Genomic DNA, 24,102 nt, shown 5'->3' with positions numbered 1-24,102 from the left:
CTTACAGGCAACTTCATGAAATTACGCAGTAACCTATTTTTACCTTTTGCTGCCACCCTGGCTGTACTCTGGGGAGCTTCCGTCCCCAGCAATGCAGAAGAAGTACTGATTGACAGCATTGCGGCCATAGTCGATGAAGACGTGGTCATGGCCAGTGAGCTGGATGAACGCGTTCGGGAAATCTACATGCGGCTGAAAGACAGCAACACCCAAATCCCCCCCGGCGATGTTCTGGTCCCCCAGGTGCTGGAACGGCTAATCCTGGAACGTATTCAGCTGAGCCGCGGTCAACGCGCAGGAGTTCGCATCAGTGATGATGAAGTCAATCAGTCAATCTCTCAACTGGCGCAAAGCCGTGGCATGACGGTAGACCAGATGGTAGAACACGCGCACCAGAGCGGTATCAGCCTTAACCGTCTGCGGGAGCAAGTGCGTACAGAAATGATTGTCAAACGGGTACAGGAAGGACTCGTTAATCGCCGCATCAATGTCTCCGAGCAGGAAATCGACAACTTCCTGAAGTCCGAAGAAGGACAGCAATGGAGCTCCCCGGACCTCAATCTCGGTCATATTATTCTGCCTCTTTCCGCTGGCGCACCCCGCGATGAAGTTACCATGGTGGAAAACAAGGCTCGGGAACTGTTCGAACAACTGCAGGCTGGAGCGGATTTCAGAAGTCTCGCTATTGCCAATTCTGCAGGACAAAACGCCCTGCAGGGTGGCGATCTTGGCTGGCGTAAAACCACCCAGCTGCCCAGCATTTTTATTACCGCCACCGACAAACTGCTCCCCGGGGAAGTCAGTGTGCCGATTCGCAGCGACGCCGGGTACCACATTCTTAAGCTCTATGATCGCCGCGGCGGCAGCGAGAGAATCGTGCTGCAACACAATGTCCGCCATATCCTGATCAAACCGAACGAGATTCGCACAGAAGAAGAAACCAAGGCCATGCTGGAAGGCATTCGCGCTGACATTATGAACGGTGCGGACTTCGCGGAACTGGCGCGAGAAAACTCTGAAGACATTGGAACTGCCTTGGCTGGAGGAAGCCTGGGCTGGTCCGTGCCGGGTCAATTTGTGCCCGATTTTGAAAACACGATGAACAACATTCCCCTCAACGAAGTCAGCGAACCTTTTCGCAGCCAATTTGGCTGGCACATCCTGCAAGTCACAGAACGGCGGCGTCAGGATTTCAGTGAGAATATGCGCCGCGGCCAGGCAAAAAATATTCTCCATAAGCGTAAATTTGAGGAAGAACTTCAGATCTGGCTTCAGGAAATTCGCGACGAGGCCTTTGTAGAAATCAAGCTGTGACCAGGCTGGCCATCACGCCGGGGGAACCCGCAGGCATTGGCCCTGACCTGGTCGTGCAACTGGCCCAAAAGCCGCAGTCCTGCGAACTGGTCGTTTATGCCGACCCGCAATTATTGCTTTCCCGCGCCGACCAGCTTGGGCTGCGCCTGAGCATCCGGGAGTTTACTGGCGAAATCGCTGGCCCTACCGCTCAAGGTGAGGTTTGGGTACGACCGGTGCAGCTTAGCCATACCGCCACCCCTGGCCAACTCTGTGCCGATAATGCCCCCTACGTTCTGGACACGCTCACCGCCGCGGCCTCGGATTGCCAGAATGGTCTGGTGGATGCCATGGTAACAGGCCCCGTTCACAAGGGAATTATCAATGAGGCTGGCATCGCCTTTAGTGGTCACACTGAATTCCTGGCAGACCTCACGCAGACGCCACGTGTAGTGATGATGCTGGCCACCGAGGGGTTGCGTGTGGCGCTGGCCACCACCCACCTGCCCCTCGCCCAGGTTCCTGGCGCTATATCGCAAGCCTCTCTCACGGAAGTGATCACCATTCTGCACCGGGACCTGAAGCAGAAGTTCGGCATCGAAGATCCCCATATTCTTGTCTGCGGACTAAATCCCCATGCAGGCGAAGGCGGGCACCTGGGACGGGAAGAAATTGATGTCATTATTCCTGTGCTGGACAGCTTACGTAGTTCCGGCTTCTCTCTTGAAGGCCCCCTTCCAGCAGACACTCTGTTTACCCCCAAACACCTGGCTCACTGCGATGCGGTGCTAGCCATGTACCACGATCAGGGCTTGCCCGTATTGAAGTACGTAGGTTTTGGCGCCGCAGTCAACATCACACTGGGATTACCGATCATTCGCACATCTGTGGACCACGGCACGGCACTGGACCTGGCGGGTACAGGCCAGGCTGACATCGGCAGCCTGTTGACTGCCATCGCCTACGCCAAAACCATGGCAGAATCCAGCCGATGAGTGAACGTGCACACAGCGGCCATCAGGCACGCAAACGCTTTGGGCAAAACTTTCTTGTGGACGCCAACATCATTGCCAACATTGTTGCCGCCATAGCCCCCAAACCCACCGACAACCTGATTGAAATTGGACCGGGCCAGGGAGCCATTACGGAGCCAGTGCTGTCCCGTTGCCCAACACTCAAGGTGGTTGAGCTGGATCGCGACCTGATCCCGTTACTCAAGGCAAAATTTCAGCAGCACCCCTCTTTACAGATTCATCAGGGCGACGCGCTGAAAACAGATTTCAGCCAGTTCTATGAAGCTGACCGTCCACTGCGCATCATCGGCAATCTGCCCTATAACATCTCAACACCCCTGCTGTTCCACCTGCTCAGCTACAGCGACAAGATTTACGACATGCACTTTATGCTGCAAAAAGAGGTGGTAGACCGCCTCGCCGCGGCTCCTGGTGACAGTCACTACGGGCGACTCAGTGTGATGGTGCAGTACCACAGTCAAGTACAGCCCTTATTTCCGGTGCCTCCCGGTGCCTTTCGCCCAGCACCCAAAGTGGATTCAGCCATCGTGCGCCTGCTGCCCTATTCACAACCGCCCCACCCAGCAAAGAATCTTGCAAAACTGGCACACTTGGTGAATGCCTGCTTTCAGCAGCGCAGGAAAACCATACGCAATACGCTCAAGCACCTGGTGAACGCCGAACAACTAGCTACCTTGAACATTGACCTGTCATTGCGACCGGAAAAGCTCAGTGTGGCTGACTTTGTGCAACTGAGTAACCAACTGACGGAGATGACATGAACCATATTGTTGTACTCGTCACCACAGAGTACCTACCCCGGCAATCAGAACCCGGGCAAGGCAAATACGCTTTCGCTTACCATATCCGCATTGAAAATCACGGCACAGAAGCGTCCAAGCTGCTCAGCAGACACTGGTTCATCACCGATGGCAATTCCCGCGTTAAAGAGGTTCGCGGACCAGGCGTCGTCGGCGAGACCCCGCGAATTAACCCCGGTGACCACTACGAATATAGCAGCAGCGCCATCCTTGAGACCGAAGCAGGCACTATGGAAGGCAGCTATCAGATGATCACCGACAGTGGCGAAATGTTTGACGCGGATATTCCCCCTTTCCTATTGGCTGTGCCCGGAGCCATCCATTGACCACCTTTGTGGTAGGTGATCTGCAAGGCTGTCTCACCCCCCTGCAAAGGCTCTTGGAGACTGTGAAGTTTGATCCGGGAAAGGATCAGCTCTGGTCAGTTGGCGACTTGGTCAACCGCGGCCCGCAATCCTTAGAAACATTACGTTTTTGCTATCAACTGGGGGATGCTTTCCGCACTGTGCTCGGCAATCACGACCTGCACCTTCTGGCAGTGGTCCACGGCGTTCGCAAACCACACCCCTCCGACACCCTGAATGACATTCTCGACGCTCCCGACAGGGAAGAGCTGTTGAAGTGGCTTGCAAAACAACCACTGCTCTTGGCTCATGAGGAATACCTGCTGGTTCATGCAGGCATTCCACCTCAATGGTCCCGTGAAGAGGCGCTCTCACTGGCTGAAGAAATGCACCAGGTGTTAACCGACGAACAACAATCCGCGGCCTTCTTTGAAGTTATGTACGGCAACGAACCGGACCTGTGGCACAACGCACTATTACCGCCACTACGCTGGCGACTGATCACCAATTACCTGACCCGTATGCGTTTCTGCTCGACGGAAGGACAACTGGAGCTCACGTCCAAAGCGTCACCCCAGGAACCACCCAAGGGCTTTGCCCCCTGGTACGCACACACCCACCGAAAAACACGCCATTTCAAAATCATCTTCGGTCACTGGGCGGCTCTTGAGGGAAAACCCATTGGTGACAACCTATACCCCCTCGACACGGGTTGTGTTTGGGGCGGGCCACTACGCATGATGGCGCTGGACTCAGGCCACTACTACCACTGCCAACCCTAAGAACGCTGGATTTTTGAGATAACGACTGAAGCGGCTAGAATAGCCCTGAAAATTGCAATTCGCTGATAACGCATAACAAAAAGGTGATGCAAGTGATCCGCACACTATCCAATTTTTTCACCAACATCATGCAGCGCTGGCTGCCCGATGCTTTCATCTTTGCCATTATCCTCACCTTTATCGTATTTATTGCCGGCATGCTGGGCGAATCAAAGTCTCCCTCCCAGATGGCCAACTACTGGGGCGATGGGGTCTGGAACCTGCTGGTCTTTTCAATGCAGGTGACCATCAGTCTGGTGACAGGCAGTGTTCTGGCACAGACGACCGCGGTGAAACGGGTGTTGCGTGGCCTCGCAACGCTGGCCAAAAATCCAAGCCAGGCGATTATGTTAATGACCTTTATTGCCCTGATCTGCGGATGGATCAGCTGGGCATTCGGGCTGATTGCCAGCGCGCTGATGGCCAGGGAGATTGCCCGTCATGTCAAAGGTGTTCACTACCCTCTATTGGTCGCTTCAGCCTACTCGGGCATGGTGATATGGCACGCCGGGTTATCGGGGTCCATTCCGCTAAAAATTGCGGTATCCGATGGCGATGTACTCAGCTCACTGATGCCGGGCATTGAAATTCCGTTGCAGGAAACCATTTTTAGCTGGGAAGTCTTGTCGGTTTGCCTGGTTGTGCTGCTCACCCTACCAGTCATTTTTCGCCTCATGATTCCGCCAGCCCACGAGACCCAGGAGGTGGACCCCAGCCAACTGGGAGAGACAGAGCAGGTAGACATCAGGATCAAGACTCCCTCTGACCGCATCGAACACAGCCGTCTTCCCACCTTGCTACTGGGATTGCTGGGGGGTTACTACCTGGTTGAATTTTTTCTTGATGGCGGCAGTGTCGGCTTGAACACACTGAACCTGATTTTTCTTGTTTCCGGCCTGTTGTTACATCGATCCACCACCAGTTATCTCTTTGCTGTCAATGAGGCGGTCAAGGGCCTGTCCGGCATTGTTCTACAGTTCCCCCTATACGCGGGCATCATGGGCATGATGGCGCAGTCGGGGCTGGCGGCATCGGTTTCCACCTGGTTTATTGAAATATCAACGGTCGAGACCTTCAATCTCTTTACTTTCCTCAGTGCCGGAATTGTGAATTTCTTCGTGCCATCCGGCGGCGGCCAATGGGCCGTACAGGCACCGATTGTTATTCCCGCCGCACAGACACTGGGAATTCCCCTGAATCACGCTGCCATGGCGGTGGCCTTCGGGGATGCCTGGACGAACATGGTACAGCCCTTCTGGGCACTGCCCCTGCTAGGAATCGCGCGGTTGGGTATTCGGGATATCATGGGTTACTGCACGGTCGCCCTGTTGTGGACAGGGCTGATTTTCGGGCTAGCCATGGTCTTTCTCTTCTAGTGAATATTGAGACTGTTGGCCTACCATTGAATCCCGCACGATCTGCAGTGCCTCCTCCTGACTTTTGGGTGCGCTCACACATCCACCGCATCCAGGTGGGGCCTGTACTCGACCTGGCCTGCGGCAGTGGCCGTCACGGTCGCCTGTTTCTCGAACGGGGGCTATCCGTTCACTTCCTGGACAGGGAGTTATCCGGAGTGGAGGATCTCAGGGGATCGACCTCGGCCCGTCTTCATTGCCACGACCTTGAGAACGGTACCCCCTGGCCTTTCACGGCCGAGTATTTTCAAGGCATTGTTGTGGTCAACTATCTGCACCGCCCCATTTTGGGAGAGTTAGCCCACTGGCTAAAACCGGGAGGCGTGCTCCTTTACAAAACCTTTGCCTGTGGAAATGAGCAATATGGCCGGCCATCCAACCCCGACTATTTATTGCACAAAAATGAATTGATGGATGTGTTTGGCGATGCCATGGATGTGGTAGATTGCCGGCAACAAATGGAAACGTCGCCACAACGTGTAACCCAACACCTTTGTGCAGTGAAACCTGCCCTAGGCAACTACAATGCATGAAACTAATATGGACGTTGCCGAATCTAATCGTCCAGCTTGTCTATCACCGACAATCCAAAAGACCTACAGACATTGAATAAATTGATCATGACAAATAAATACTTCTGGCTACTGACATCATGGCTAATCAGCCAGCCCGCTTCAGCCAGTATCATTGAATATTTCCGTGAGGAAGATGGCCATACCAATTGGCAGTACGTCGCCAACTGGTCCAGCGGGATTCTCATTGTTCTGTTGTCGATAACGGTGCTGACACTTTTTTTCAGTCGTCGTCAGGCACACCTGGCCAACAAGGCGCTTGAGGCCATCCGCCAGGAACTGGAGGAAAGGGTCAGGGAGCGTACAGCTACACTGGATGAATCCAACCGGCTGCTACAGGAAGCCAACCAGCTGTTACAGGGTGAAATAGCCCAGCACCGGGAGACGGCCAACCGCTTGCGCAACTCGGAGTCCTATATCCGGGACATACTCAGTTCGATGCCGTTGATGCTTATCGGGCTTACCTCGGATGGGGTGATCACCCAATGGAACCGACGTGCAGAGGAAATCACAGGGATCCCTGCTACCAAAGCACTAGGGACCAACCTGTGGCAGACCTATCCCACCATTACCCTCAGCCAGCAACAGGTAAAACGTTCCCTGCAGGAGAAGAAGCCGCTCACCATCAAGCACAGTCAGCGTGGCCAATACCATTTTGATATCACCATTTACCCTCTGCGGGAGCAGGCAGAAACAGGCGCCGTCATCCTTGTCGACGATGTCACACAACACATCCTGGCGGCCAACATGCTGATCCAGAGGGATAAGATGTCATCCATGGGTGAGCTTGCGGCGACCATGGCCCACGATATCAACCCGCCCTTGCATCAGATTCTCACCGATGTACAAACTGTCAAAGATGCGTTGCAACTGCAGCCGCCATCATCGGTTGAGAACATTACACGGCTGATGGATGAGGCCGACGCCAATGGTAAGCAAGCACTGGCCATTATTCAGAACTTGCTGGATTTTGCCCGTAGTCGCGGTGGCGAGCGCCATCAGGCGAGCATCATTGATATCATTGAACACAGCCTGCAATTGGCCAAGGATGTTCTCTCCGTTCCCTCGGGGCTGCATTTCCGCGATATCTCGATAGAGCGACACTACAATCAGAATCTTCCCGATATCCCCTGCTATGCAACAGAATTGCAACAGGTCTTTCTGAGCCTGTTCAGACACGCCTGTCACGCACTCGGGCAGGTCCAGAAAGCGGGGCACACCCCAATTATTCGAATACAGGTGATGGTGTGTTACGACATGCTGTGGATCAAAGTGCAGCACAATGGCGTCGGCATTACCAACGAGGAACAACAGTATATTTTTGAACCCTTCTTCACCCACACGCCTGGCAAAGCAGAAGATTATGATGCCGGGAAACGGCTGTCCTTCTCCCATTTCATCATTACCGAACAGCATCAGGGGCAACTGGCCGTAACATCAGACCTGAACGTCGGCACGACTTTCCACCTGCAATTGCCTTTGACCTAGGCAATGTGGAACCCAGGAACCTGGGCCACAAAAATAAAAACCTCGTCAGCTCTCCAGGTCGGGATAGCCATCAGGGTTATTGCGCTGCCAGCGCCAACTGTCCGCCATCATTTCATTAAGACTGCGCCGGGCTTTCCAACCCAATTCTCGCTCAGCCTTGCTGGCATCAGACCAACACTCAGCCACATCCCCTGGACGGCGTGCCACAATCTCGTAGGGAATCCTGCACTGTGCAACTGATTCAAAAGCTCGAATCATTTCAAGTACAGACACACCGTTACCCGTCCCCAGGTTCCAGGTTTGACAGCCATAGGGAGCATCGGGCCTTGTCAGAGCCTCCAGCGCACGCACATGCCCTTCAGCAAGATCCATCACGTGCAGATAATCCCTCACCCCGGTGCCGTCGGGGGTCGGGTAATCACCGCCAAACACCGAAAGCTTCGCCAATTTTCCCACCGCAACCTGGGTAATGTAGGGCAATAGGTTGTTGGGGATACCTTTGGGGTCTTCGCCCACAAGTCCACTGGAGTGTGCACCTACTGGATTGAAATACCTCAGGATGGCTACTCGCCAGAACGGGTTTTCAGCGATGTTGTCAGCGCTCTCCAGATCCTGAAGGATCTCCTCAATCATCAACTTGGAACGTCCGTAGGGATTAGTAGCCTGCAGAGGAAAATTCTCTGTGATGGGCGTGCTTGCCGGGTCGCCATAAACAGTCGCAGAAGAACTAAAAATAAAATCTTTTATCCCTGCGGCCTTCATCGCTTCCAGCAGCGTCACAGATCCGGTCACATTGTTCCGATAGTAGGTAAGCGGCTCCAGACATGACTCACCTACCGCTTTGAAACCGGCAAAATGCATTACCGCATCGATGGCGTGGTTACTGAACAGCTCATCCAGAACATCGCGATCATTGACGCTCGCTTCCACGATCGGGAAATCACAACCCGTGATCTGCATGACCCGCTGTAAAGAAAGCGGGGAACTATTACTGTAATTATCCAGTGCCACAATCCCGTGGCCAGCATCAATCAATGCAATGCAGGCATGACAGCCTATATATCCGGCGGCACCGGTTACAAGTACGTTCACGTGTATTCCCTGTCAGGTTTAACTACTGTTTATTATCCCACAGGCTGTGGGAAATGGTGTGGCTGAAACGACAAAAACCATACACAAAAAAGCCGGGCTATTGCCCGGCTTTTTTAACAGGATTGAACACTATCCGATATTACTCTTCAGTGTCATCAATCTCGACTGCTTCCACTTCGGGACGGTCAACCAGCTCTACGTAAGCCATAGGCGCCGCGTCACCGGAACGCAGACCACACTTGAGAATACGAATATAACCGCCGGGACGACCCTCATAACGGGGACCCAGTTCACCAAACAGTTTGCCTACAGCAGCTTTATCGCGCAGACGGCTGAACGCCAGACGTCGGTTGGCCACGCTGTCCTGCTTTGCCAGCGTGATCAGTGGCTCAGCCACACGACGCAGTTCCTTGGCTTTTGGCAAGGTGGTTTTGATCAGCTCATGCTCTACCAGAGAGTTTGTCATGTTGCGGAACATGGCACGACGGTGAGCACCTGTACGGCTAAGTTTGCGGCCACTATAACGATGACGCATGATTCTACTTCCTTTAAAAGTGTTGCTATCTCAGCAATAAACTCAATTTCACGGAGTCTGCGTAGCAGGCTCCGCAGCAATTAAATATGGTCGTTTTCAGTGCGCAGGCTTGAAGGCGGCCAGTTTTCCAGGCGCATGCCCAAGGACAATCCGCGTGATGCCAGCACATCTTTAATTTCTGTCAGTGACTTTTTACCCAGGTTAGGGGTTTTCAGCAGCTCTACTTCTGTGCGCTGAATCAGGTCACCAATATAATAAATACTCTCGGCCTTCAGGCAGTTGGCAGAGCGTACAGTCAGCTCCAGGTCATCAACCGGGCGCAGCAAGATCGGATCAACTTCTTCCTCTTTCTCAACAGGCTCAGAGAGGCTTTCACTCTCCAGGTCAACAAAGACAGCCAGTTGCTGCTGCAGGATGGTCGCTGCGCGGCGAATAGCCTCTTCAGGATCGATCGTACCGTTGGTTTCGAGATCCAGAACCAGTTTGTCCAGGTCAGTACGTTGCTCAACACGGGCACTTTCAACTACATAGGCCACTCGGCGCACGGGGCTGAACGTAGCATCAAGGTGAAGACGACCAATGGAACGTGTCTCGTCCTCATCTGAAGCACGGCTGTCTGCGGGCTGGTAACCGCGGCCAAGCACAACATGCAGCGTCATTTCCAGAGAAGTATCACCGGTGATATTGGCAATTACATGCTCAGGATTTTTGATTTCAGTGGCGTTGTCCACCTGAATGTCGCCGGCTGTAACTACACCTTTACCCTTCTTACTCAGAGTCAGGGTAACTTCTTCTTTGTCATGCAGGACGATGGCGACATCCTTCAGATTCAGGAGGATTTCAATGACATCTTCCTGAACACCTTCAATACTGCTGTATTCATGCAGTACGCCTTCAATTTCAACTTCAACGATGGCAGCGCCTGCCATTGAAGAGAGAAGAATGCGACGCAGTGCATTGCCCAGCGTATGTCCAAAACCGCGCTCGAGCGGTTCCAAAACAACCTTGGCACGAGTGGAGCCATACTCGGTTACATCAATGTTTCTGGGCGTCAAAAATTCATGTACTGATGTCTGCATATTTGTTCCTGCTCGTTGGTGTCGCTTCGCTATCGATTAATGACAACGCGTTACTTGGAGTAGAGTTCCACAATCAGGTTTTCATTGATTTCGGCAGGAAGATCGGCACGCTCTGGAGTGCGTTTGAAAACACCTTCCAGTTTATTGGCATCGACTTCTACCCAATCAACCAGACCACGCTGTGAAGCGATCTGAAGAGCTGATTGAATACGCAATTGATTCTTGGACTTTTCACGGATGCTCACGACATCACCGTCAGCGACACGGTAAGAAGCAATATTCACTTTCTTGCCGTTAACGAGAATAGCGTTGTGCGCGACCAGCTGACGAGCTTCTGCACGTGTTGAGCCAAAGCCCATGCGATACACGACATTGTCCAGACGACGCTCCAACAACTGCAGCAGGTTCTCGCCGGTTGCACCTTTGATGCGAGCGGCTTCCTTGTAGTAGTTGCGGAATTGTTTTTCTAGCACACCGTAGAGACGACGTACTTTTTGTTTTTCACGCAGCTGAACGCCATAGTCAGACAGGCGACCACGACGCTGGCCATGTTGTCCGGGAGCACTTTCTGCACGGCATTTGGATTCCAGAGGACGGATACCGCTCTTCAGGAAAAGATCAGTGCCTTCGCGACGGGAAAGTTTACACGTTGGTCCGAGATATCTTGCCATTAGTTCACTTCCTCGTTATACCCGACGTTTCTTCGGCGGACGACAGCCGTTGTGCGGGATTGGCGTCACGTCGGTGATATTGGTAATTTTAAAGCCGGCGTTGTTCAGCGCACGCACGGCAGATTCGCGACCCGGACCAGGACCTTTAACCTGCACATCCAGATTCTTCAAACCGTATTCCTGTGCAGCCAGGCCAGCGCGTTCTGCTGCTACCTGAGCGGCGAACGGTGTACTTTTGCGTGATCCGCGGAAACCGGAACCACCAGAAGTTGCCCAGCTCAGGGTATTTCCCTGGCGGTCAGTGATGGTCACGATGGTGTTGTTGAAGGAGGCATGAATATGAGCCACACCGTCAACAACATTCTTTTTGACCTTCTTACGAACAGTCTTTTGTCCAGGCTTTGCCATTTGTTTGCCTTCCTATCGCTTGATGGGCTTGCGGGGCCCTTTGCGGGTGCGCGCATTAGTTTTGGTGCGCTGGCCACGCAAAGGCAGGCCGCGACGATGACGGAGACCGCGGTAACAACCGAGATCCATCAATCGCTTGATGTTCATGCTGACCTCACGACGCAGGTCACCTTCTACAGTACGTTCACCAACGGCATTGCGCACTGCGTCCATTTGCTCATCGCTGAGATCAGCAATTTTAACGTCTTCAGCAATACCCACCTGGGCGCAGATAGCCCGGGCAGTGGTACGACCAATCCCGAAAACATACGTAAGTGAAATCACCGCATGTTTGTTATCTGGGATGTTGACACCGGCAATACGGGCCATCACTACACTCCACTTTAATGTTTAACAGTTTTCCGGCTATTTTTGCATTGCCAGCACCTAGGCTGGCGAAAAAGGCGCAAAAGGATAGCTTTCGAAACAATAAAAATCAATAACTCCGTGCAATTAACCCTGACGCTGCTTATGGCGGGGTTCTGCACTGCAAATTACTCTGACAACACTTTTGCGCTTCACGACTTTACAGTTGCGGCACATTTTTTTTACAGAAGCACGTACTTTCATTTCGTCACCTCAACTTCTACTAGCGAATTCCACTGCCATAACCTTTCAAATTTGATTTCTTCATCAGTGATTCATACTGATGGGACATCAAATGAGATTGCACCTGGGCCATGAAATCCATGGTTACAACTACTGCGATTAGCAGAGACGTACCACCAAGATAAAATGGCACGTTGAAATAGATATTCAAAAACTGTGGCAGCAAACAGACAGCTGTCATGTACAAACCACCCACAAGTGTCAGGCGGGTCATCACACCATCGATGTATTTGGCCGTTTGCTCACCGGGGCGAATTCCGGGTAGGAACGCTCCGCCACGTTTCAGGTTGTCTGCCATTTCACGGGGGTTGAACATCAACGCCGAGTAGAAAAAGCAGAAGAAAATAATCAGGCCAGCAAACAGCAGCACGTTCAATGGCTGGCCGGGGCCGATAAACAATGCCACGTCCTGCAGCCAGTCCGGGCTGTCAGCACCTTGTCCAAACCACTGGGCAATGGATGCCGGGAACAGCAGAATGCTGCTGGCAAAAATGGCCGGGATAACGCCTGCCATGTTGACCTTCAAGGGCAAGTGGCTGGTCTGAGCCGGGCCACGGCCTGGCTGGCGCTGTGCGTAATTAACAGTCACCCGACGTTGTCCCCGCTCGACAAAGACAACAAAGTAGACAACGGCGATTGCAAGCAATGCCACAAACAGCAATGCCAGAATATGCAGATCTCCCTGGCGCGAAGACTCAAATGCCTGCCCAATCGCCGAGGGTATGCCGGCAACAATACCGGCAAAAATCAGCATTGAAATACCGTTACCTACACCGCGTTCAGTGATCTGCTCTCCGAGCCACATCATAAAGACTGCACCGGTCACCAGTGAGACAACGGCGATAAAATAGAAGCTGAAATCAGCGGTAAACGCCAAACCCTGACCAGCCAAACCTACAGACATACCAATTGCCTGTACAGTCGCCAACAGCACAGTGCCGTAGCGGGTGTACTGGTTGATTTTGCGACGTCCGGCATCGCCTTCTTTCTTTAGCTGCTCCAGAGACGGCGTTACTGCGGTCAACAGCTGCATGATGATCGAGGCAGAAATGTACGGCATGATCCCCAAAGCGAGGATACTCATGCGCTCCAATGCACCACCGGAAAACATGTTGAAAAGGCCGATGATAGTGCCCTGATTCTGGTTGAACATATCCGCCAGGCGATCAGGATCGATCCCAGGAACAGGGATATGGGTACCAATTCGGTAAATCACCAGAGCAATGAATAAAAAGCGAAGGCGAGCCCACAGCTCGCCCAAACCTTTTATGTTGCCCTGCGGCATATTCCCGGGTTTAGCCATCAGGCGTTACTCTTCTACCTTGCCACCAGCCGCTTCAATCGCAGCTTTGGCACCTTTGGTCACACGCAGACCTTTAACAGTGACAGCTTTATTCACTTCACCGGAAAGGAACACTTTCGCACGCTCGATGGAACCATTAATCACACCGGCTTCGCGCAACGACGCGATATCAACAGTCTCACCGGCAACCTTGTTCAGCTCACTCAAACGAATTTCTGCCGTAACGCGAGAAATACGAGAAGTGAAGCCGTACTTGGGCAGGCGTTTTTGCAAAGGCATTTGACCGCCTTCAAAACCTGGACGCACACGTCCACCGGAGCGGGACTTTTGACCTTTGTGTCCACGACCACCAGTTTTGCCCAAGCCGCTACCGATACCACGACCAACGCGCTTGCCTTCTTTAATTCTGCCCGGTGCGGGACTCAGCGTATTCAGACGCATTTTTACTCTCCCTCAACCTTAACCAGATAGTTCACTTTATTAATCATGCCACGCACTGAGGGGGTATCTTCTACTTCCACAGTGTGGTTTATGCGACGCAGACCAAGTCCGGCAACACAGGCTTTGTGCGCTGCAAGACGGCCATGGATGCTACGCACCTGAGTAACCTTAATTTTTTTAACGTTCGACATGGTAAAGCTTCCGTTGTACTTCGCCCGGCGTCAGCCGCACGCTTAATTCAGAATTTCTTCTACGCTCTTGCCGCGCTTAGCAGCAACTTCTTCCGGAGAGCGCATGTTTTTCAGTGCCTTAAAAGTTGCACGCACAACGTTCACCGGGTTAGTAGAGCCATAACATTTGGCCAATACGTTTTGTACACCTGCGATCTCAAGCACAGCACGCATCGCACCACCAGCAATAACACCTGTACCATCAGAAGCCGGCTGCATATAAACCTTCGATGCACCGTGATTGGCTTTTGTCGGGTACTGGATGGTTGTACCCTTCAGGTCAACCTGGATCATGTTGCGACGGGCGGACTCCATAGCCTTTTGGATAGCTTGGGGCACTTCGCGGGCTTTACCGCGACCGAAGCCAACCTTGCCATTGCCATCACCAACTACAGTCAGTGCAGTAAAGGCAAAAATACGCCCACCTTTTACAGTTTTGGCAACACGGTTGACCTGTACCAGTTTTTCCTGGAGGCCTTCATCCGCGGCTGCTGTATCTTTCTGATCTCTCGACATAACGGTAAACCTTTAGAATTCCAGTCCGGCTTCACGGGCGGCATCCGCCAGAGCCTTTACACGACCGTGATATTTGAAACCACTGCGGTCAAATGCCACCTGAGTGATACCTGCTTCTTTTGCGCGTTCAGCAATCAAAGTGCCGACACTTTTTGCAGCGTCAACATTGCCTGTCTGACCGGCACGCAGGGACTTGTCCAACGTAGAAGCGCTGGCCAGCACAGTTCCACCATCTGGAGAAATCACTTGCGCGTATATATGACGCGGCGTGCGATTCACACACAGGCGGTTGGCTCCCAACTCGCGGATCTTGCAGCGGGCACGGCGTGCACGACGCAAACGTGATTGTTTCTTGTCGCTCATAATCCTGACCTACTTCTTCTTCGCTTCTTTACGTAATACTTGCTCATCCGCGTAACGAACACCTTTACCTTTGTAGGGCTCTGGTGGGCGGTAAGCTCTGATTTCTGATGCCACTTGGCCAAGCAGTTGCTTGTCGGCGGACTTCAAAACGATTTCTGTCTGACTGGGCGTCTCGGCAGTAACACCTTCGGGAAGGTTGTACTCAACCGGGTGAGAGAATCCGAGGGTCAGATTGACCTTGTTACCCTGTGCCTGGGCACGGTAACCAACACCGATCAATTGCAGCTTTTTCTCAAAACCTGCACTGACACCAACAACCATGTTGTTTACCAGCGCACGGGTTGTACCCGCCAGCGCATTGGCCTGCTTGCTGCCATCTTTCGCTGAAAATGTCAGTACATTGTCGTCTTGCTTGATTTCAACATTACTGCTAACAGCAAGAGACAATGAGCTTTTGCCACCCTTGACGATAATTTCGCTGGGGCTGAGTTTGACCTCTACGCCAGCCGGCAATGTGACCGGATTTTTTGCAACTCTAGACATCTCGACTATCCCGTTAGAATACTGTGCAGAGAACCTCGCCACCGACACCGGCTGCGCGAGCTGCACGATCTGTCATCACACCCTTACTGGTGGAAACGATCGCCACACCCAAGCCACCACGTACGCTTGGCAGTTCTTTGGAGCCTGAATATTGACGCAGGCCTGGACGGCTGTAGCGGTCGATCTTCTCAATCACCGGCTTGCCTTCAAAATATTTCAGGCTCAGCGTCAGCTCCGGCTTTGTACCTTCAGCTACACTCCAATCGTTAATGTAACCCTCTTCTTGTAAAACTTTGGCAACCGCCACTTTCAAGTTAGAAGAAGGCATAGTGACATCTTTCTTAGCCGTCATCTGCGCGTTGCGGATACGGGTCAGCATGTCTGCCAATGAATCTTGCATGCTCATCAGTTCAGTTCCTCAATTTACCGCGCTTTACCAGCTCGCCTTAACCAGGCCAGGTACATCACCGCGCATGGCGGCTTCACGTAATTTGTTACGACACAGGCCAAACTTGCGATACACCGCGTGCGGGCGACCAGTCTGACGACAGCGGCGTTGCTGACGGCTAGGGCTGGCATTGCGTGGCAGTTGTTGCAGTTTCAGCTGAGCTTCCCAACGCTCGTCTTCAGTGCTGGAAGCACTGTGTATAACGGCTTTTAAAGCTGTACGCTTTTCTGCATATTTGGCAACTGTACGCGCACGTTTCTTTTCGCGTTCAATCATGGATCTTTTGGCCATTTCTCTCACCTCATCCTTTCAGCGGGAAGCTGAATGCACGCAGCAATGCACGACCTTCATCGTCGTTGCGCGCTGTGGTTGTAATCGTGATGTCCAAACCGCGCAGGGCGTCCACCTTGTCATAATCAATTTCAGGGAAAATGATCTGCTCTGTAACACCCATGGCAAAGTTGCCGCGGCCATCAAATGACTTGGGGCTGACTCCGCGGAAATCACGAATACGCGGGATAGCAATGGAAATCAGGCGCTCCAGGAATTCATACATGCGCTCACTGCGCAGTGTGACCTTACAGCCAATCGGCCAGCCTTCACGCACTTTAAATCCGGCGATAGATTTGCGTGCCTTAGTGACAACCGGCTTTTGACCAGCAATCAACGTCATATCAGCAACCGCACTCTCCAGCGCCTTCTTATCACCGAGCGCTTCACCAACGCCCATATTCAGGGTGATCTTGGTGATTTTCGGTACTTCCATTACGTTCGCCAGACCCAGCTCTTCTTTCAGCTTGGGGGCGATTTCTTTTGTGTAAACTTCTTTCAGCCTTGCCATGTCAGTTTCCTGTCAAATTAGGCGTCAACGGCATTGCCGTCGGACTTGAAAACGCGAATCTTTTTGCCGTTCTCCATAACCTTGAAACCAATGCGGTCTGCCTTGTTGGCCACAGGGTTGAAGATAGCCACATTGGAAGCCTGAATTGGGGCTTCTTTCTCGATAATGCCGCCAGCAATGTTCATCTGCGGGTTCGGTTTCTGATGTTTTTTCATCATGTTGACACCGGAAATCAGCAGGCGACCGTCATCCTGGACTTTCAGCACTTTGCCGCGCTTGCCCTTGTCTTTGCCAGCAATCACGATGACATCATCATCACGTTTGATCTTGCGCATATCTCTTTCCTCTCCTCCGGCTTAGAGCACTTCTGGTGCCAGAGAGATAATTTTCATAAACCGCTCACTGCGCAGCTCACGGGTCACAGGCCCGAAGATGCGGGTGCCAATCGGCGCCAGCTGCGTGTTCAGAAGAACCGCGGCATTATCATCAAACTTGATCAGGCTACCGTCTTGACGACGCACACCTTTTTTAGTGCGAACCACAACTGCGTTCATCACCTGACCTTTTTTCACCTTGCCACGCGGAATCGCTTCCTTGACGGTAACCTTGATAATGTCACCCACGTTGGCATAGCGGCGATGTGAGCCCCCAAGAACCTTGATACACATAACACGGCGTGCACCACTGTTGTCTGCCACATCCAGATAACTTTCTGTCTGAATCATCGTATTTCTCCGATCCCGTTACTGCTTAACGCCGATCAAACTTCGGCAGCACGCTCATCAATGTTGACCAGCGTCCAGGATTTTGTTTTGGACAGTGGACGAGTTTCCGCAATAGTCACCTGATCGCCTGCACGACACTGATTTTCTTCATCGTGCGCCTTGATTTTGGTGGACTTGTTTACAATCTTTCCGTACACCGGGTGCTTTACACGGCGCTCAATCAGTACGGTGATGGATTTGTCCATCTTGTCACTGATGACACGGCCAGATAGCGTACGAGCGCTTTTTTCTACTTCACTCATCTCAGTTACCTGCCTTCTCGTTCAGCACGGTCTTGACACGCGCAATATCGAGTCGCGTCTCTTTAACCTTGTGGCTTTGACCCAGTTGGCCAGTCGCAGCTTGCATACGCAGCTTGAATTGCTGCTCGCGCAACTGAAGCAACTCCTGGTTCAGTTCTTCAACTGACTTTTCACGTAATTCGCTGGCTTTCATCACATCACCGACCGTTTAACAAAGGAGGTTTGCACCGGCAGTTTGGCTGCAGCGAGAGCAAACGCTTCACGAGCCAGTTCTTCGGAAACACCTTCCATTTCGTAGAGCACCTTACCGGGACGAATCTGCGCAACCCAGTACTCCACGTTACCTTTACCTTTACCCATCCGCACTTCGAGAGGTTTGTTGGAGATCGGTTTGTCAGGGAACACCCTGATCCAGATCTTTCCACCCCGTTTAATGTGACGGGTCATAGCCCGACGAGCAGATTCGATCTGACGCGCGGTGATACGACCGCGCGCAGTGGCCTTCAGGCCGTACTCGCCAAAGCTTACTTTGCTACCGCGCAATGCTAGGCCACGATTGCGACCTTTCTGTTGCTTACGGAATTTTGTACGTTTCGGTTGCAGCATCTCGCTTGACCCTTAACTCGCAAACTTACTTCTTTTTAGCCGGTGCTTTTTTGGCTGGCGCTTGCGCCGCCTCTTCACCACCAATGACTTCGCCCTTGAAGATCCAAACCTTGACACCAATGATGCCGTAGGTGGTTGAACCTTCTGCTGTACCGTAATCAATGTCGGCACGCAGTGTATGCAGCGGCACTCGACCCTCGCGGTACCATTCGGTCCGGGCAATCTCGGCACCACCAAGACGACCACTAACCTGAATCTTGATGCCCTTGGCACCTTGACGCATGGCGTTCTGCACAGCGCGCTTCATGGCGCGGCGGAACATCACACGACGCTCCAACTGCTGAGCCACATTCTGGGCAACCAGCGTGGCGTCGAGATCGGGCTTGCGCACTTCTTCAATATTGATATGAACAGGAACACCCATTTGCGCTGAAACTTCATTGCGCAGGGATTCCACATCCTCACCCTTCTTGCCGATCACGATGCCTGGACGGGCAGTGTGAATGGTGATGCGCGCACTTTGCGCCGGGCGCTCAATCTCGATACGACTTACTGAGGCATGGGCCAGTTTTTTACTGATGAAATCCCTAACCTTCAGGTCGGCGTTCAGTTTGTCTGCATAGTCTTTCTGGTTGGCGTACCAAACAGAGGTATGCTTTTTAACAATACCCAGACGAATGCCAGTTGGATGTACTTTCTGACCCATTAAACGGTCTCCTCGTCGGCAACTTTTACGGTGATATGACAGGAGCGCTTAAAAATCCGGTCAGCACGGCCCTTTGCACGGGGCTTAATGCGCTTCATGGTTGTGCCTTCGTCCACAAAAATGGTCGATACACGCAGCTCATCCACATCTGCACCTTCATTGTGCTCGGCATTTGCAATCGCAGATTCGAGCACTTTCTTAATAATCGCGGCGCCTTTTTTAGGGCTGAAAGCCAGAATATCCAGGGCTTCTTCAACCGCTTTGCCACGCACCTGATCGGCCACCAGACGAGCCTTCTGAGCTGACAGTCTGACTCCGCGTAATTTTGCTGCTACTTCCACAGTCATTTACCTCTCAAACCGCCGCTTAGCGCTTGGCCTTTTTATCCGCGACATGGCCGCGGTAAGTGCGGGTTGGAGCAAACTCACCGAGTTTGTGTCCAACCATTTCTTCGTTGACCAACACCGGTACATGTTGACGGCCGTTATGTACAGCAATCGTCAAACCGACCATATCGGGGCTGACCATGGAACGACGCGACCAGGTTTTGATCGGACGTCTGTCATTTTTTTCCAGCGCTTCATCAACCTTCTTAATCAGATGCAGGTCGATGAATGGGCCTTTTTTGAGAGAGCGTGGCACTATAGTTTCCTCTTCTCTATCAATTACTTGCCGCGACGGCGCACAATCATATTGTCAGTGCGCTTGTTCTTGCGGGTTTTGTAACCCTTGGTAGGAACACCCCAAGGAGTCACCGGATGACGACCACCGGAAGTACGACCTTCACCACCACCATGGGGGTGATCTACCGGGTTCATAACAACACCACGAACCGTAGGTCTAACTCCGCGCCAACGAGTGGCACCGGCTTTACCCAGGGAGCGCAGGTTGTGCTCGCTGTTGGAAACCTCACCAATGGTGGCGCGGCACTCAACAGGCACTTTACGCATCTCACCACTGCGCAGGCGCAGGGTGGCATATTGTCCTTCACGGGCGACCAGCTGTACCGCCGCGCCGGCGCTACGTGCCAGCTGGGCACCTTTGCCAGGCTTCATTTCCACACAGTGGATAACGGTACCAACCGGGATATTACGCAGCGGCAGTGTGTTACCAACCTTGATGGAAGCATCAACACCGGACTTAACGGTATCACCCGCCTGCAGCCCTTTCGGTGCAATGATGTAACGACGCTCACCATCGGCATAGCACAGCAGCGCAATATAGGGAGTACGGTTTGGATCGTATTCCAGACGCTCGACCTTCGCAGGTACGCCATCTTTCTGGCGCTTGAAGTCGATAACGCGGTAATGCTGCTTATGACCACCGCCCACATGACGGGTAGTGATACGGCCATTGTTGTTACGCCCACCGGACTTGTTTTTCTTTTCCAGCAAAGGCGCGTAAGGCGCACCTTTATGCAAGTTCGGGTTGACGACGCTGACTACAAAGCGGCGTCCGGGAGACGTTGGCTTTCTCTTTACAACAGGCATCTCAACAACCCCTTACTCAGTTACCGCAAAGTCAATTTCCTGACCCTGCTCTAGACGAACGTACGCCTTTTTCCAATCAGAGCGCTTGCCCAGACCGAAGCGAGTACGCTTGGTTTTTCCTTTCACGTTGGCAACCCGAACATCAGCCACCTTAACGTCAAACAACTGCTCAACCGCGGCCTTTACTTGAGGCTTTGTTGCATCAGCAGTCACCTTAAACACAACAAGGTTTTGGGCGTCTGCAGCAACGGCAGTTTTTTCTGTAATGTGCGGTCTCAGCAGCACATTGAAGATGCGCTCTTGATTCATACCAGCATCTCCTCAATCTTTTTCAGCGCAGGCACTGTCACCAGCACTTTTTCAAAACGAATCAGACTGACCGGGTCGAGACCCACCGCATCACGCACATCCACTTTATGCAGGTTGCGGGATGACAGATACAGATTCTCGGTGACCTCTTCAGTCACAATCAGCACATCCTGAACACCGTAGTCACCCAGCTTCTGTACAAGAGCCTTGGTTTTTGGCGCTTCCAGGTCGAAAGACTCAACCACCACCAAACGCTCCTGACGGGCCAACTCAGACATAATCGAACGCAGAGCAGCGCGATACATCTTACGGTTCAGTTTCTGGGAATGATCCTGAGGCTTGGCAGCAAAGGTCACACCACCGGTACGCCAAATTGGGGAACGAATGGTCCCGGCACGTGCACGACCAGTACCCTTCTGACGCCAAGGCTTCTTGCCACCACCGCTGACTTCAGAGCGCGTCTTTTGAGCACGAGTGCCCTGACGAGCGCCAGCCAAGTAGGCGGTAACCGCCTGGTGAACCAGATCCTGATTAAATTCTTTGCCAAAAGCGACGTCAGAAACTTCTACGGTTCCGGCATTACCTTTGGGTGTTGCGATATTCAATTCCATCGATGATCCCCTCAGCCCTTCACAGCAGCACGAATGATCACGTCACCACCCGGCGCACCAGGCACAGCGCCTTTAACAAGCAGCAGATTACGCTCAGCATCGACACGGACAACTTCAAGATTTTGCGTGGTTACGCGCTCAGCACCCATGTGACCGCTCATCTTCTTACCTTTGAAGACACGACCGGGAGTCTGACACTGACCGATAGAGCCAGGTGCGCGGTGAGACAGGGAGTTACCGTGAGTGGCATCCTGCATGCTGAAATTCCAGCGCTTGATGACACCCTGGAAACCTTTACCTTTCGAGGTTCCTGTCACGTCAATTTTCTGACCAGCCTCAAATTGCTCAACACTGATGGTGCCGCCAACCTGCAGCTCATCCTGAACACCGTCCACACGGAACTCCCAGCAGCCACGACCCGCCTCAACACTCGCTTTGGCGAAGTGACCGGCTTCGGACTTGCTGACACGTGAAACACGACGGGCACCAGTGGTCACCTGTACAGCCGTGTAGCCGTCAGTTTCACCGGTCTTAATTTGAGTAATACGATTGGGTTCTGCCTCGATCACAGTGACCGGGATAGACACACCTTCGTCGGTAAATACGCGAGTCATGCCACATTTGCGGCCGACAATACCAATAGTCATTTGAGTAACCTCATAGTGTACGGGGCTGTTACCCGCTATGGCCGCCCATTTCAGAGCGTTACACCCACCCGGCGTTGGCCGGGCCTGGGTTTTTTTGTTGCAATGCTGCTTATGTCAGGCTGATTTGAACCTCAACACCAGCAGCCAGATCCAGCTTCATCAATGCATCGACAGTCTTCTCTGTCGGTTCAACAATATCCAGCAAACGTTTGTGAGTGCGGATTTCATATTGATCTCGTGCATCTTTATTGACGTGCGGTGAAATCAATACAGTAAAGCGTTCTTTGCGAGTCGGCAGCGGAATGGGGCCACGAATCTGGGCACCGGTACGCTTAGCCGTTTCAACGATTTCCTGAGTAGAGGCGTCAATCAACTTGTGATCAAAGGCCTTCAGGCGAATACGAATGCGTTGATCCTGCATGGAATCAAACTCCAACTGTTTAAAGAGCCATCGAACCCCGCTCATCGGGGCCCGGAAAAATGGAGGCGAGATTCTAAGTCCGCCCCCAACCCCTGTCAAGGGAAATTCCCATCACAATCCCAGGAATTTTTTACCGCCGCCCATATCCCCAAAGAGATTTCTCACAGCGATAAAAAGGGGGCCCCTGAGGGCCCCCACACTCTATTCAGAATGTTTTACTCGATAACTTTAGCGACGACGCCGGCGCCTACAGTACGGCCACCTTCACGGATCGCAAAACGCAAGCCATCTTCCATCGCAATCGGTGCAATCAACGTCACTACCATCTGCACGTTGTCGCCCGGCATGACCATCTCAACGCCTTCAGGCAGCTCACAAGCACCTGTCACGTCAGTGGTACGGAAGTAGAACTGCGGACGGTAGCCTTTGAAGAACGGCGTGTGACGGCCACCTTCGTCCTTGGACAGCACATAAACTTCTGCTTCGAACTTGGTGTGCGGGGTAATGGTGCCCGGCTTCGCCAGTACCTGACCACGCTCAACTTCGTCACGCTTGGTACCGCGCAGCAGTACACCAACGTTCTCACCAGCACGGCCTTCGTCCAGCAGCTTGCGGAACATCTCAACACCGGTACAGGTGGTCTTGGTGGTGTCGTGGATACCGACAATTTCGATTTCCTCGCCCACTTTGATAATGCCGCGCTCTACACGACCGGTAACTACCGTACCGCGACCAGAGATGGAGAATACGTCTTCGATCGGCATCAGGAACGGTTGGTCAATCGCGCGCTCCGGCTCCGGAATGTACTCGTCCAGGGTCTCTACCAGCTTCTTAACAGCGGTAGTGCCCATTTCGTTATCGTCTTTGCCTTCCAGCGCCATCAGGGCAGAGCCGATGATGATCGGGGTATCGTCACCCGGGAAGTCGTACTGGTCCAGAAGTTCGCGAACTTCCATCTCTACCAGCTCCAGCAGCTCTTCGTCATCAACCATGTCGGCTTTGTTCAGGAAGACCACAATATAAGGTACGCCTACCTGACGGGACAGCAGGATGTGCTCACGGGTTTGTGGCATTGGGCCATCCGCTGCAGAACAAACCAGGATCGCCCCGTCCATCTGCGCCGCACCAGTGATCATGTTTTTCACATAGTCAGCGTGTCCGGGACAGTCTACGTGTGCGTAGTGACGGTTCGGTGAATCGTATTCCACGTGGGAGGTCGCAATGGTAATACCGCGCTCGCGCTCTTCCGGTGCATTGTCGATGCCGTCAAACGCCACCGCTGTACCACCCCAGACTTCCGCACACACGCGCGTCAGCGCCGCAGTCAGCGTCGTTTTACCATGGTCTACGTGACCAATCGTACCCACGTTTACGTGGGGCTTATTTCGTTCAAACTTTTC

Annotated in this window: 38 protein-coding genes; 8 read left to right on the top strand and 30 right to left on the bottom strand. The window is 52.8% G+C overall.

Translation table 11 applies throughout. The features are described 5' to 3' along the window. Positions 1-15: 15 nt before the first annotated feature. From Q8A57_RS04355 to Q8A57_RS04320, 8 genes are all read left to right on the top strand, one after another. Positions 16-1,314, top strand: coding sequence for a peptidylprolyl isomerase (locus tag Q8A57_RS04355; RefSeq protein ID WP_305169762.1), 1,299 nt, complete (start codon positions 16-18; stop codon positions 1,312-1,314). Next, positions 1,311-2,288: a 4-hydroxythreonine-4-phosphate dehydrogenase PdxA gene (gene pdxA, locus Q8A57_RS04350; RefSeq protein WP_305169761.1), complete on the top strand. Its 978-nt coding sequence runs from the start codon at positions 1,311-1,313 to the stop codon at positions 2,286-2,288. The genes Q8A57_RS04355 and pdxA overlap by 4 nt, the downstream gene beginning before the upstream one ends. Continuing rightward, positions 2,285-3,088 carry a 16S rRNA (adenine(1518)-N(6)/adenine(1519)-N(6))-dimethyltransferase RsmA gene (gene rsmA / locus Q8A57_RS04345; RefSeq protein ID WP_305169760.1) on the top strand — a complete coding sequence of 268 codons (804 nt, stop codon included), beginning with the start codon at positions 2,285-2,287 and terminating at the stop codon, positions 3,086-3,088. The genes pdxA and rsmA overlap by 4 nt, the downstream gene beginning before the upstream one ends. Then, positions 3,085-3,453: a Co2+/Mg2+ efflux protein ApaG gene (gene apaG / locus Q8A57_RS04340; protein ID WP_305169759.1), complete on the top strand. Its 369-nt coding sequence runs from the start codon at positions 3,085-3,087 to the stop codon at positions 3,451-3,453. Before rsmA ends, apaG begins: the two co-directional genes overlap by 4 nt. After that, entirely contained in the window at positions 3,450-4,253 is an 804-nt protein-coding gene (locus Q8A57_RS04335) for a symmetrical bis(5'-nucleosyl)-tetraphosphatase (RefSeq protein ID WP_305169757.1), read from the top strand. The genes apaG and Q8A57_RS04335 overlap by 4 nt, the downstream gene beginning before the upstream one ends. Positions 4,254-4,345: 92 nt before the next feature. Further along, a complete protein-coding gene (locus Q8A57_RS04330; RefSeq protein WP_305169756.1) occupies positions 4,346-5,668 on the top strand; it encodes a short-chain fatty acid transporter in 1,323 nt (440 codons plus the stop codon). 68 nt (positions 5,669-5,736) lie between these two features. Continuing rightward, positions 5,737-6,240 (top strand): class I SAM-dependent methyltransferase, encoded by a 504-nt coding sequence (locus tag Q8A57_RS04325; protein WP_305169755.1) that lies wholly within the window; start codon positions 5,737-5,739, stop codon positions 6,238-6,240. An 87-nt stretch (positions 6,241-6,327) separates the two neighbouring features. Further along, positions 6,328-7,767: a two-component system sensor histidine kinase NtrB gene (locus Q8A57_RS04320; protein ID WP_305169754.1), complete on the top strand. Its 1,440-nt coding sequence runs from the start codon at positions 6,328-6,330 to the stop codon at positions 7,765-7,767. Between the two features lie 45 nt (positions 7,768-7,812). On the opposite strand, the gene galE is transcribed toward Q8A57_RS04320, so the two are convergent. The 30 genes from galE to tuf all read right to left on the bottom strand — a co-directional run. Then, positions 7,813-8,859 (bottom strand): UDP-glucose 4-epimerase GalE, encoded by a 1,047-nt coding sequence (gene galE, locus Q8A57_RS04315; protein ID WP_305169753.1) that lies wholly within the window; start codon positions 8,857-8,859, stop codon positions 7,813-7,815. A 139-nt stretch (positions 8,860-8,998) separates the two neighbouring features. Further along, positions 8,999-9,394, bottom strand: coding sequence for a 50S ribosomal protein L17 (rplQ, locus tag Q8A57_RS04310; RefSeq protein WP_305169752.1), 396 nt, complete (start codon positions 9,392-9,394; stop codon positions 8,999-9,001). Between the two features lie 80 nt (positions 9,395-9,474). Then, positions 9,475-10,473 carry a DNA-directed RNA polymerase subunit alpha gene (locus Q8A57_RS04305; RefSeq protein ID WP_305169751.1) on the bottom strand — a complete coding sequence of 333 codons (999 nt, stop codon included), beginning with the start codon at positions 10,471-10,473 and terminating at the stop codon, positions 9,475-9,477. 50 nt (positions 10,474-10,523) lie between these two features. Beyond that, positions 10,524-11,144 carry a 30S ribosomal protein S4 gene (gene rpsD, locus Q8A57_RS04300; protein WP_305169750.1) on the bottom strand — a complete coding sequence of 207 codons (621 nt, stop codon included), beginning with the start codon at positions 11,142-11,144 and terminating at the stop codon, positions 10,524-10,526. A 15-nt stretch (positions 11,145-11,159) separates the two neighbouring features. Further along, a complete protein-coding gene (gene rpsK, locus Q8A57_RS04295) occupies positions 11,160-11,552 on the bottom strand; it encodes a 30S ribosomal protein S11 (protein ID WP_305169749.1) in 393 nt (130 codons plus the stop codon). Positions 11,553-11,564: 12 nt separating this feature from the next. After that, entirely contained in the window at positions 11,565-11,921 is a 357-nt protein-coding gene (rpsM, locus tag Q8A57_RS04290; protein WP_305169748.1) for a 30S ribosomal protein S13, read from the bottom strand. Between the two features lie 123 nt (positions 11,922-12,044). Next, on the bottom strand, positions 12,045-12,161 hold the full coding sequence (gene rpmJ, locus Q8A57_RS04285; RefSeq protein ID WP_081890805.1) for a 50S ribosomal protein L36: 117 nt from the start codon (positions 12,159-12,161) through the stop codon (positions 12,045-12,047). A 19-nt stretch (positions 12,162-12,180) separates the two neighbouring features. Next, positions 12,181-13,503, bottom strand: coding sequence for a preprotein translocase subunit SecY (gene secY / locus Q8A57_RS04280; RefSeq protein ID WP_305169747.1), 1,323 nt, complete (start codon positions 13,501-13,503; stop codon positions 12,181-12,183). Between the two features lie 6 nt (positions 13,504-13,509). Next, on the bottom strand, positions 13,510-13,944 hold the full coding sequence (gene rplO, locus Q8A57_RS04275) for a 50S ribosomal protein L15 (protein ID WP_305169746.1): 435 nt from the start codon (positions 13,942-13,944) through the stop codon (positions 13,510-13,512). A 2-nt stretch (positions 13,945-13,946) separates the two neighbouring features. Next, positions 13,947-14,135: a 50S ribosomal protein L30 gene (rpmD, locus tag Q8A57_RS04270; protein ID WP_305169744.1), complete on the bottom strand. Its 189-nt coding sequence runs from the start codon at positions 14,133-14,135 to the stop codon at positions 13,947-13,949. 42 nt (positions 14,136-14,177) lie between these two features. Further along, positions 14,178-14,690 (bottom strand): 30S ribosomal protein S5, encoded by a 513-nt coding sequence (gene rpsE / locus Q8A57_RS04265; RefSeq protein ID WP_305169743.1) that lies wholly within the window; start codon positions 14,688-14,690, stop codon positions 14,178-14,180. Positions 14,691-14,702: 12 nt separating this feature from the next. Then, complete coding sequence (rplR, locus tag Q8A57_RS04260; RefSeq protein WP_305169742.1) at positions 14,703-15,053, bottom strand: 50S ribosomal protein L18; 351 nt, start codon at positions 15,051-15,053, stop codon at positions 14,703-14,705. A gap of 9 nt (positions 15,054-15,062) precedes the next feature. Continuing rightward, complete coding sequence (gene rplF / locus Q8A57_RS04255) at positions 15,063-15,596, bottom strand: 50S ribosomal protein L6 (RefSeq protein ID WP_305169740.1); 534 nt, start codon at positions 15,594-15,596, stop codon at positions 15,063-15,065. A 13-nt stretch (positions 15,597-15,609) separates the two neighbouring features. Continuing rightward, the gene (gene rpsH / locus Q8A57_RS04250) at positions 15,610-16,002 is read right to left on the bottom strand and encodes a 30S ribosomal protein S8 (RefSeq protein ID WP_305169739.1); all 393 of its coding nucleotides are present in this window, start codon (positions 16,000-16,002) and stop codon (positions 15,610-15,612) included. 27 nt (positions 16,003-16,029) lie between these two features. Continuing rightward, positions 16,030-16,335 carry a 30S ribosomal protein S14 gene (gene rpsN / locus Q8A57_RS04245; protein WP_305169738.1) on the bottom strand — a complete coding sequence of 102 codons (306 nt, stop codon included), beginning with the start codon at positions 16,333-16,335 and terminating at the stop codon, positions 16,030-16,032. Positions 16,336-16,345: 10 nt separating this feature from the next. Continuing rightward, complete coding sequence (gene rplE / locus Q8A57_RS04240; protein WP_305169737.1) at positions 16,346-16,885, bottom strand: 50S ribosomal protein L5; 540 nt, start codon at positions 16,883-16,885, stop codon at positions 16,346-16,348. 17 nt (positions 16,886-16,902) lie between these two features. Beyond that, positions 16,903-17,220 carry a 50S ribosomal protein L24 gene (gene rplX, locus Q8A57_RS04235; protein ID WP_305169736.1) on the bottom strand — a complete coding sequence of 106 codons (318 nt, stop codon included), beginning with the start codon at positions 17,218-17,220 and terminating at the stop codon, positions 16,903-16,905. Positions 17,221-17,241: 21 nt separating this feature from the next. Continuing rightward, on the bottom strand, positions 17,242-17,610 hold the full coding sequence (gene rplN / locus Q8A57_RS04230; RefSeq protein WP_305169735.1) for a 50S ribosomal protein L14: 369 nt from the start codon (positions 17,608-17,610) through the stop codon (positions 17,242-17,244). A gap of 35 nt (positions 17,611-17,645) precedes the next feature. Then, a complete protein-coding gene (gene rpsQ, locus Q8A57_RS04225) occupies positions 17,646-17,912 on the bottom strand; it encodes a 30S ribosomal protein S17 (protein ID WP_305169734.1) in 267 nt (88 codons plus the stop codon). A 1-nt stretch (position 17,913) separates the two neighbouring features. Beyond that, on the bottom strand, positions 17,914-18,105 hold the full coding sequence (rpmC, locus tag Q8A57_RS04220; RefSeq protein WP_305169732.1) for a 50S ribosomal protein L29: 192 nt from the start codon (positions 18,103-18,105) through the stop codon (positions 17,914-17,916). Beyond that, complete coding sequence (rplP, locus tag Q8A57_RS04215; RefSeq protein WP_305169731.1) at positions 18,105-18,518, bottom strand: 50S ribosomal protein L16; 414 nt, start codon at positions 18,516-18,518, stop codon at positions 18,105-18,107. The genes rpmC and rplP overlap by 1 nt, the downstream gene beginning before the upstream one ends. A 25-nt stretch (positions 18,519-18,543) precedes the next feature. Continuing rightward, positions 18,544-19,224 (bottom strand): 30S ribosomal protein S3, encoded by a 681-nt coding sequence (gene rpsC, locus Q8A57_RS04210; protein ID WP_305169730.1) that lies wholly within the window; start codon positions 19,222-19,224, stop codon positions 18,544-18,546. Next, positions 19,224-19,565, bottom strand: coding sequence for a 50S ribosomal protein L22 (rplV, locus tag Q8A57_RS04205; protein ID WP_305170146.1), 342 nt, complete (start codon positions 19,563-19,565; stop codon positions 19,224-19,226). Before rplV ends, rpsC begins: the two co-directional genes overlap by 1 nt. 25 nt (positions 19,566-19,590) lie before the next feature. Continuing rightward, positions 19,591-19,866 (bottom strand): 30S ribosomal protein S19, encoded by a 276-nt coding sequence (gene rpsS, locus Q8A57_RS04200; protein ID WP_305169729.1) that lies wholly within the window; start codon positions 19,864-19,866, stop codon positions 19,591-19,593. A 23-nt stretch (positions 19,867-19,889) separates the two neighbouring features. Next, the gene (rplB, locus tag Q8A57_RS04195) at positions 19,890-20,714 is read right to left on the bottom strand and encodes a 50S ribosomal protein L2 (protein ID WP_305169727.1); all 825 of its coding nucleotides are present in this window, start codon (positions 20,712-20,714) and stop codon (positions 19,890-19,892) included. A gap of 12 nt (positions 20,715-20,726) precedes the next feature. Continuing rightward, positions 20,727-21,023: a 50S ribosomal protein L23 gene (gene rplW / locus Q8A57_RS04190; RefSeq protein ID WP_305169726.1), complete on the bottom strand. Its 297-nt coding sequence runs from the start codon at positions 21,021-21,023 to the stop codon at positions 20,727-20,729. Then, complete coding sequence (rplD, locus tag Q8A57_RS04185; protein WP_305169725.1) at positions 21,020-21,634, bottom strand: 50S ribosomal protein L4; 615 nt, start codon at positions 21,632-21,634, stop codon at positions 21,020-21,022. Before rplD ends, rplW begins: the two co-directional genes overlap by 4 nt. A gap of 11 nt (positions 21,635-21,645) precedes the next feature. Next, positions 21,646-22,281, bottom strand: a complete 636-nt coding sequence (gene rplC, locus Q8A57_RS04180) for a 50S ribosomal protein L3 (protein WP_305169724.1) — start codon at positions 22,279-22,281, stop codon at positions 21,646-21,648. 109 nt (positions 22,282-22,390) lie between these two features. Then, the gene (gene rpsJ, locus Q8A57_RS04175) at positions 22,391-22,702 is read right to left on the bottom strand and encodes a 30S ribosomal protein S10 (protein WP_305169723.1); all 312 of its coding nucleotides are present in this window, start codon (positions 22,700-22,702) and stop codon (positions 22,391-22,393) included. Positions 22,703-22,917: 215 nt separating this feature from the next. Then, positions 22,918-24,102: elongation factor Tu (tuf, locus tag Q8A57_RS04170; RefSeq protein ID WP_305169722.1), on the bottom strand; the 1,185-nt coding region annotated here is incomplete at its 5' end.

The sequence above is a fragment of the Porticoccus litoralis genome (assembly GCF_030676955.1).
GTDB lineage: Bacteria > Pseudomonadota > Gammaproteobacteria > Pseudomonadales > Porticoccaceae > Porticoccus > Porticoccus litoralis.
This window is presented reverse-complemented; position numbering and strand designations above follow the sequence as displayed.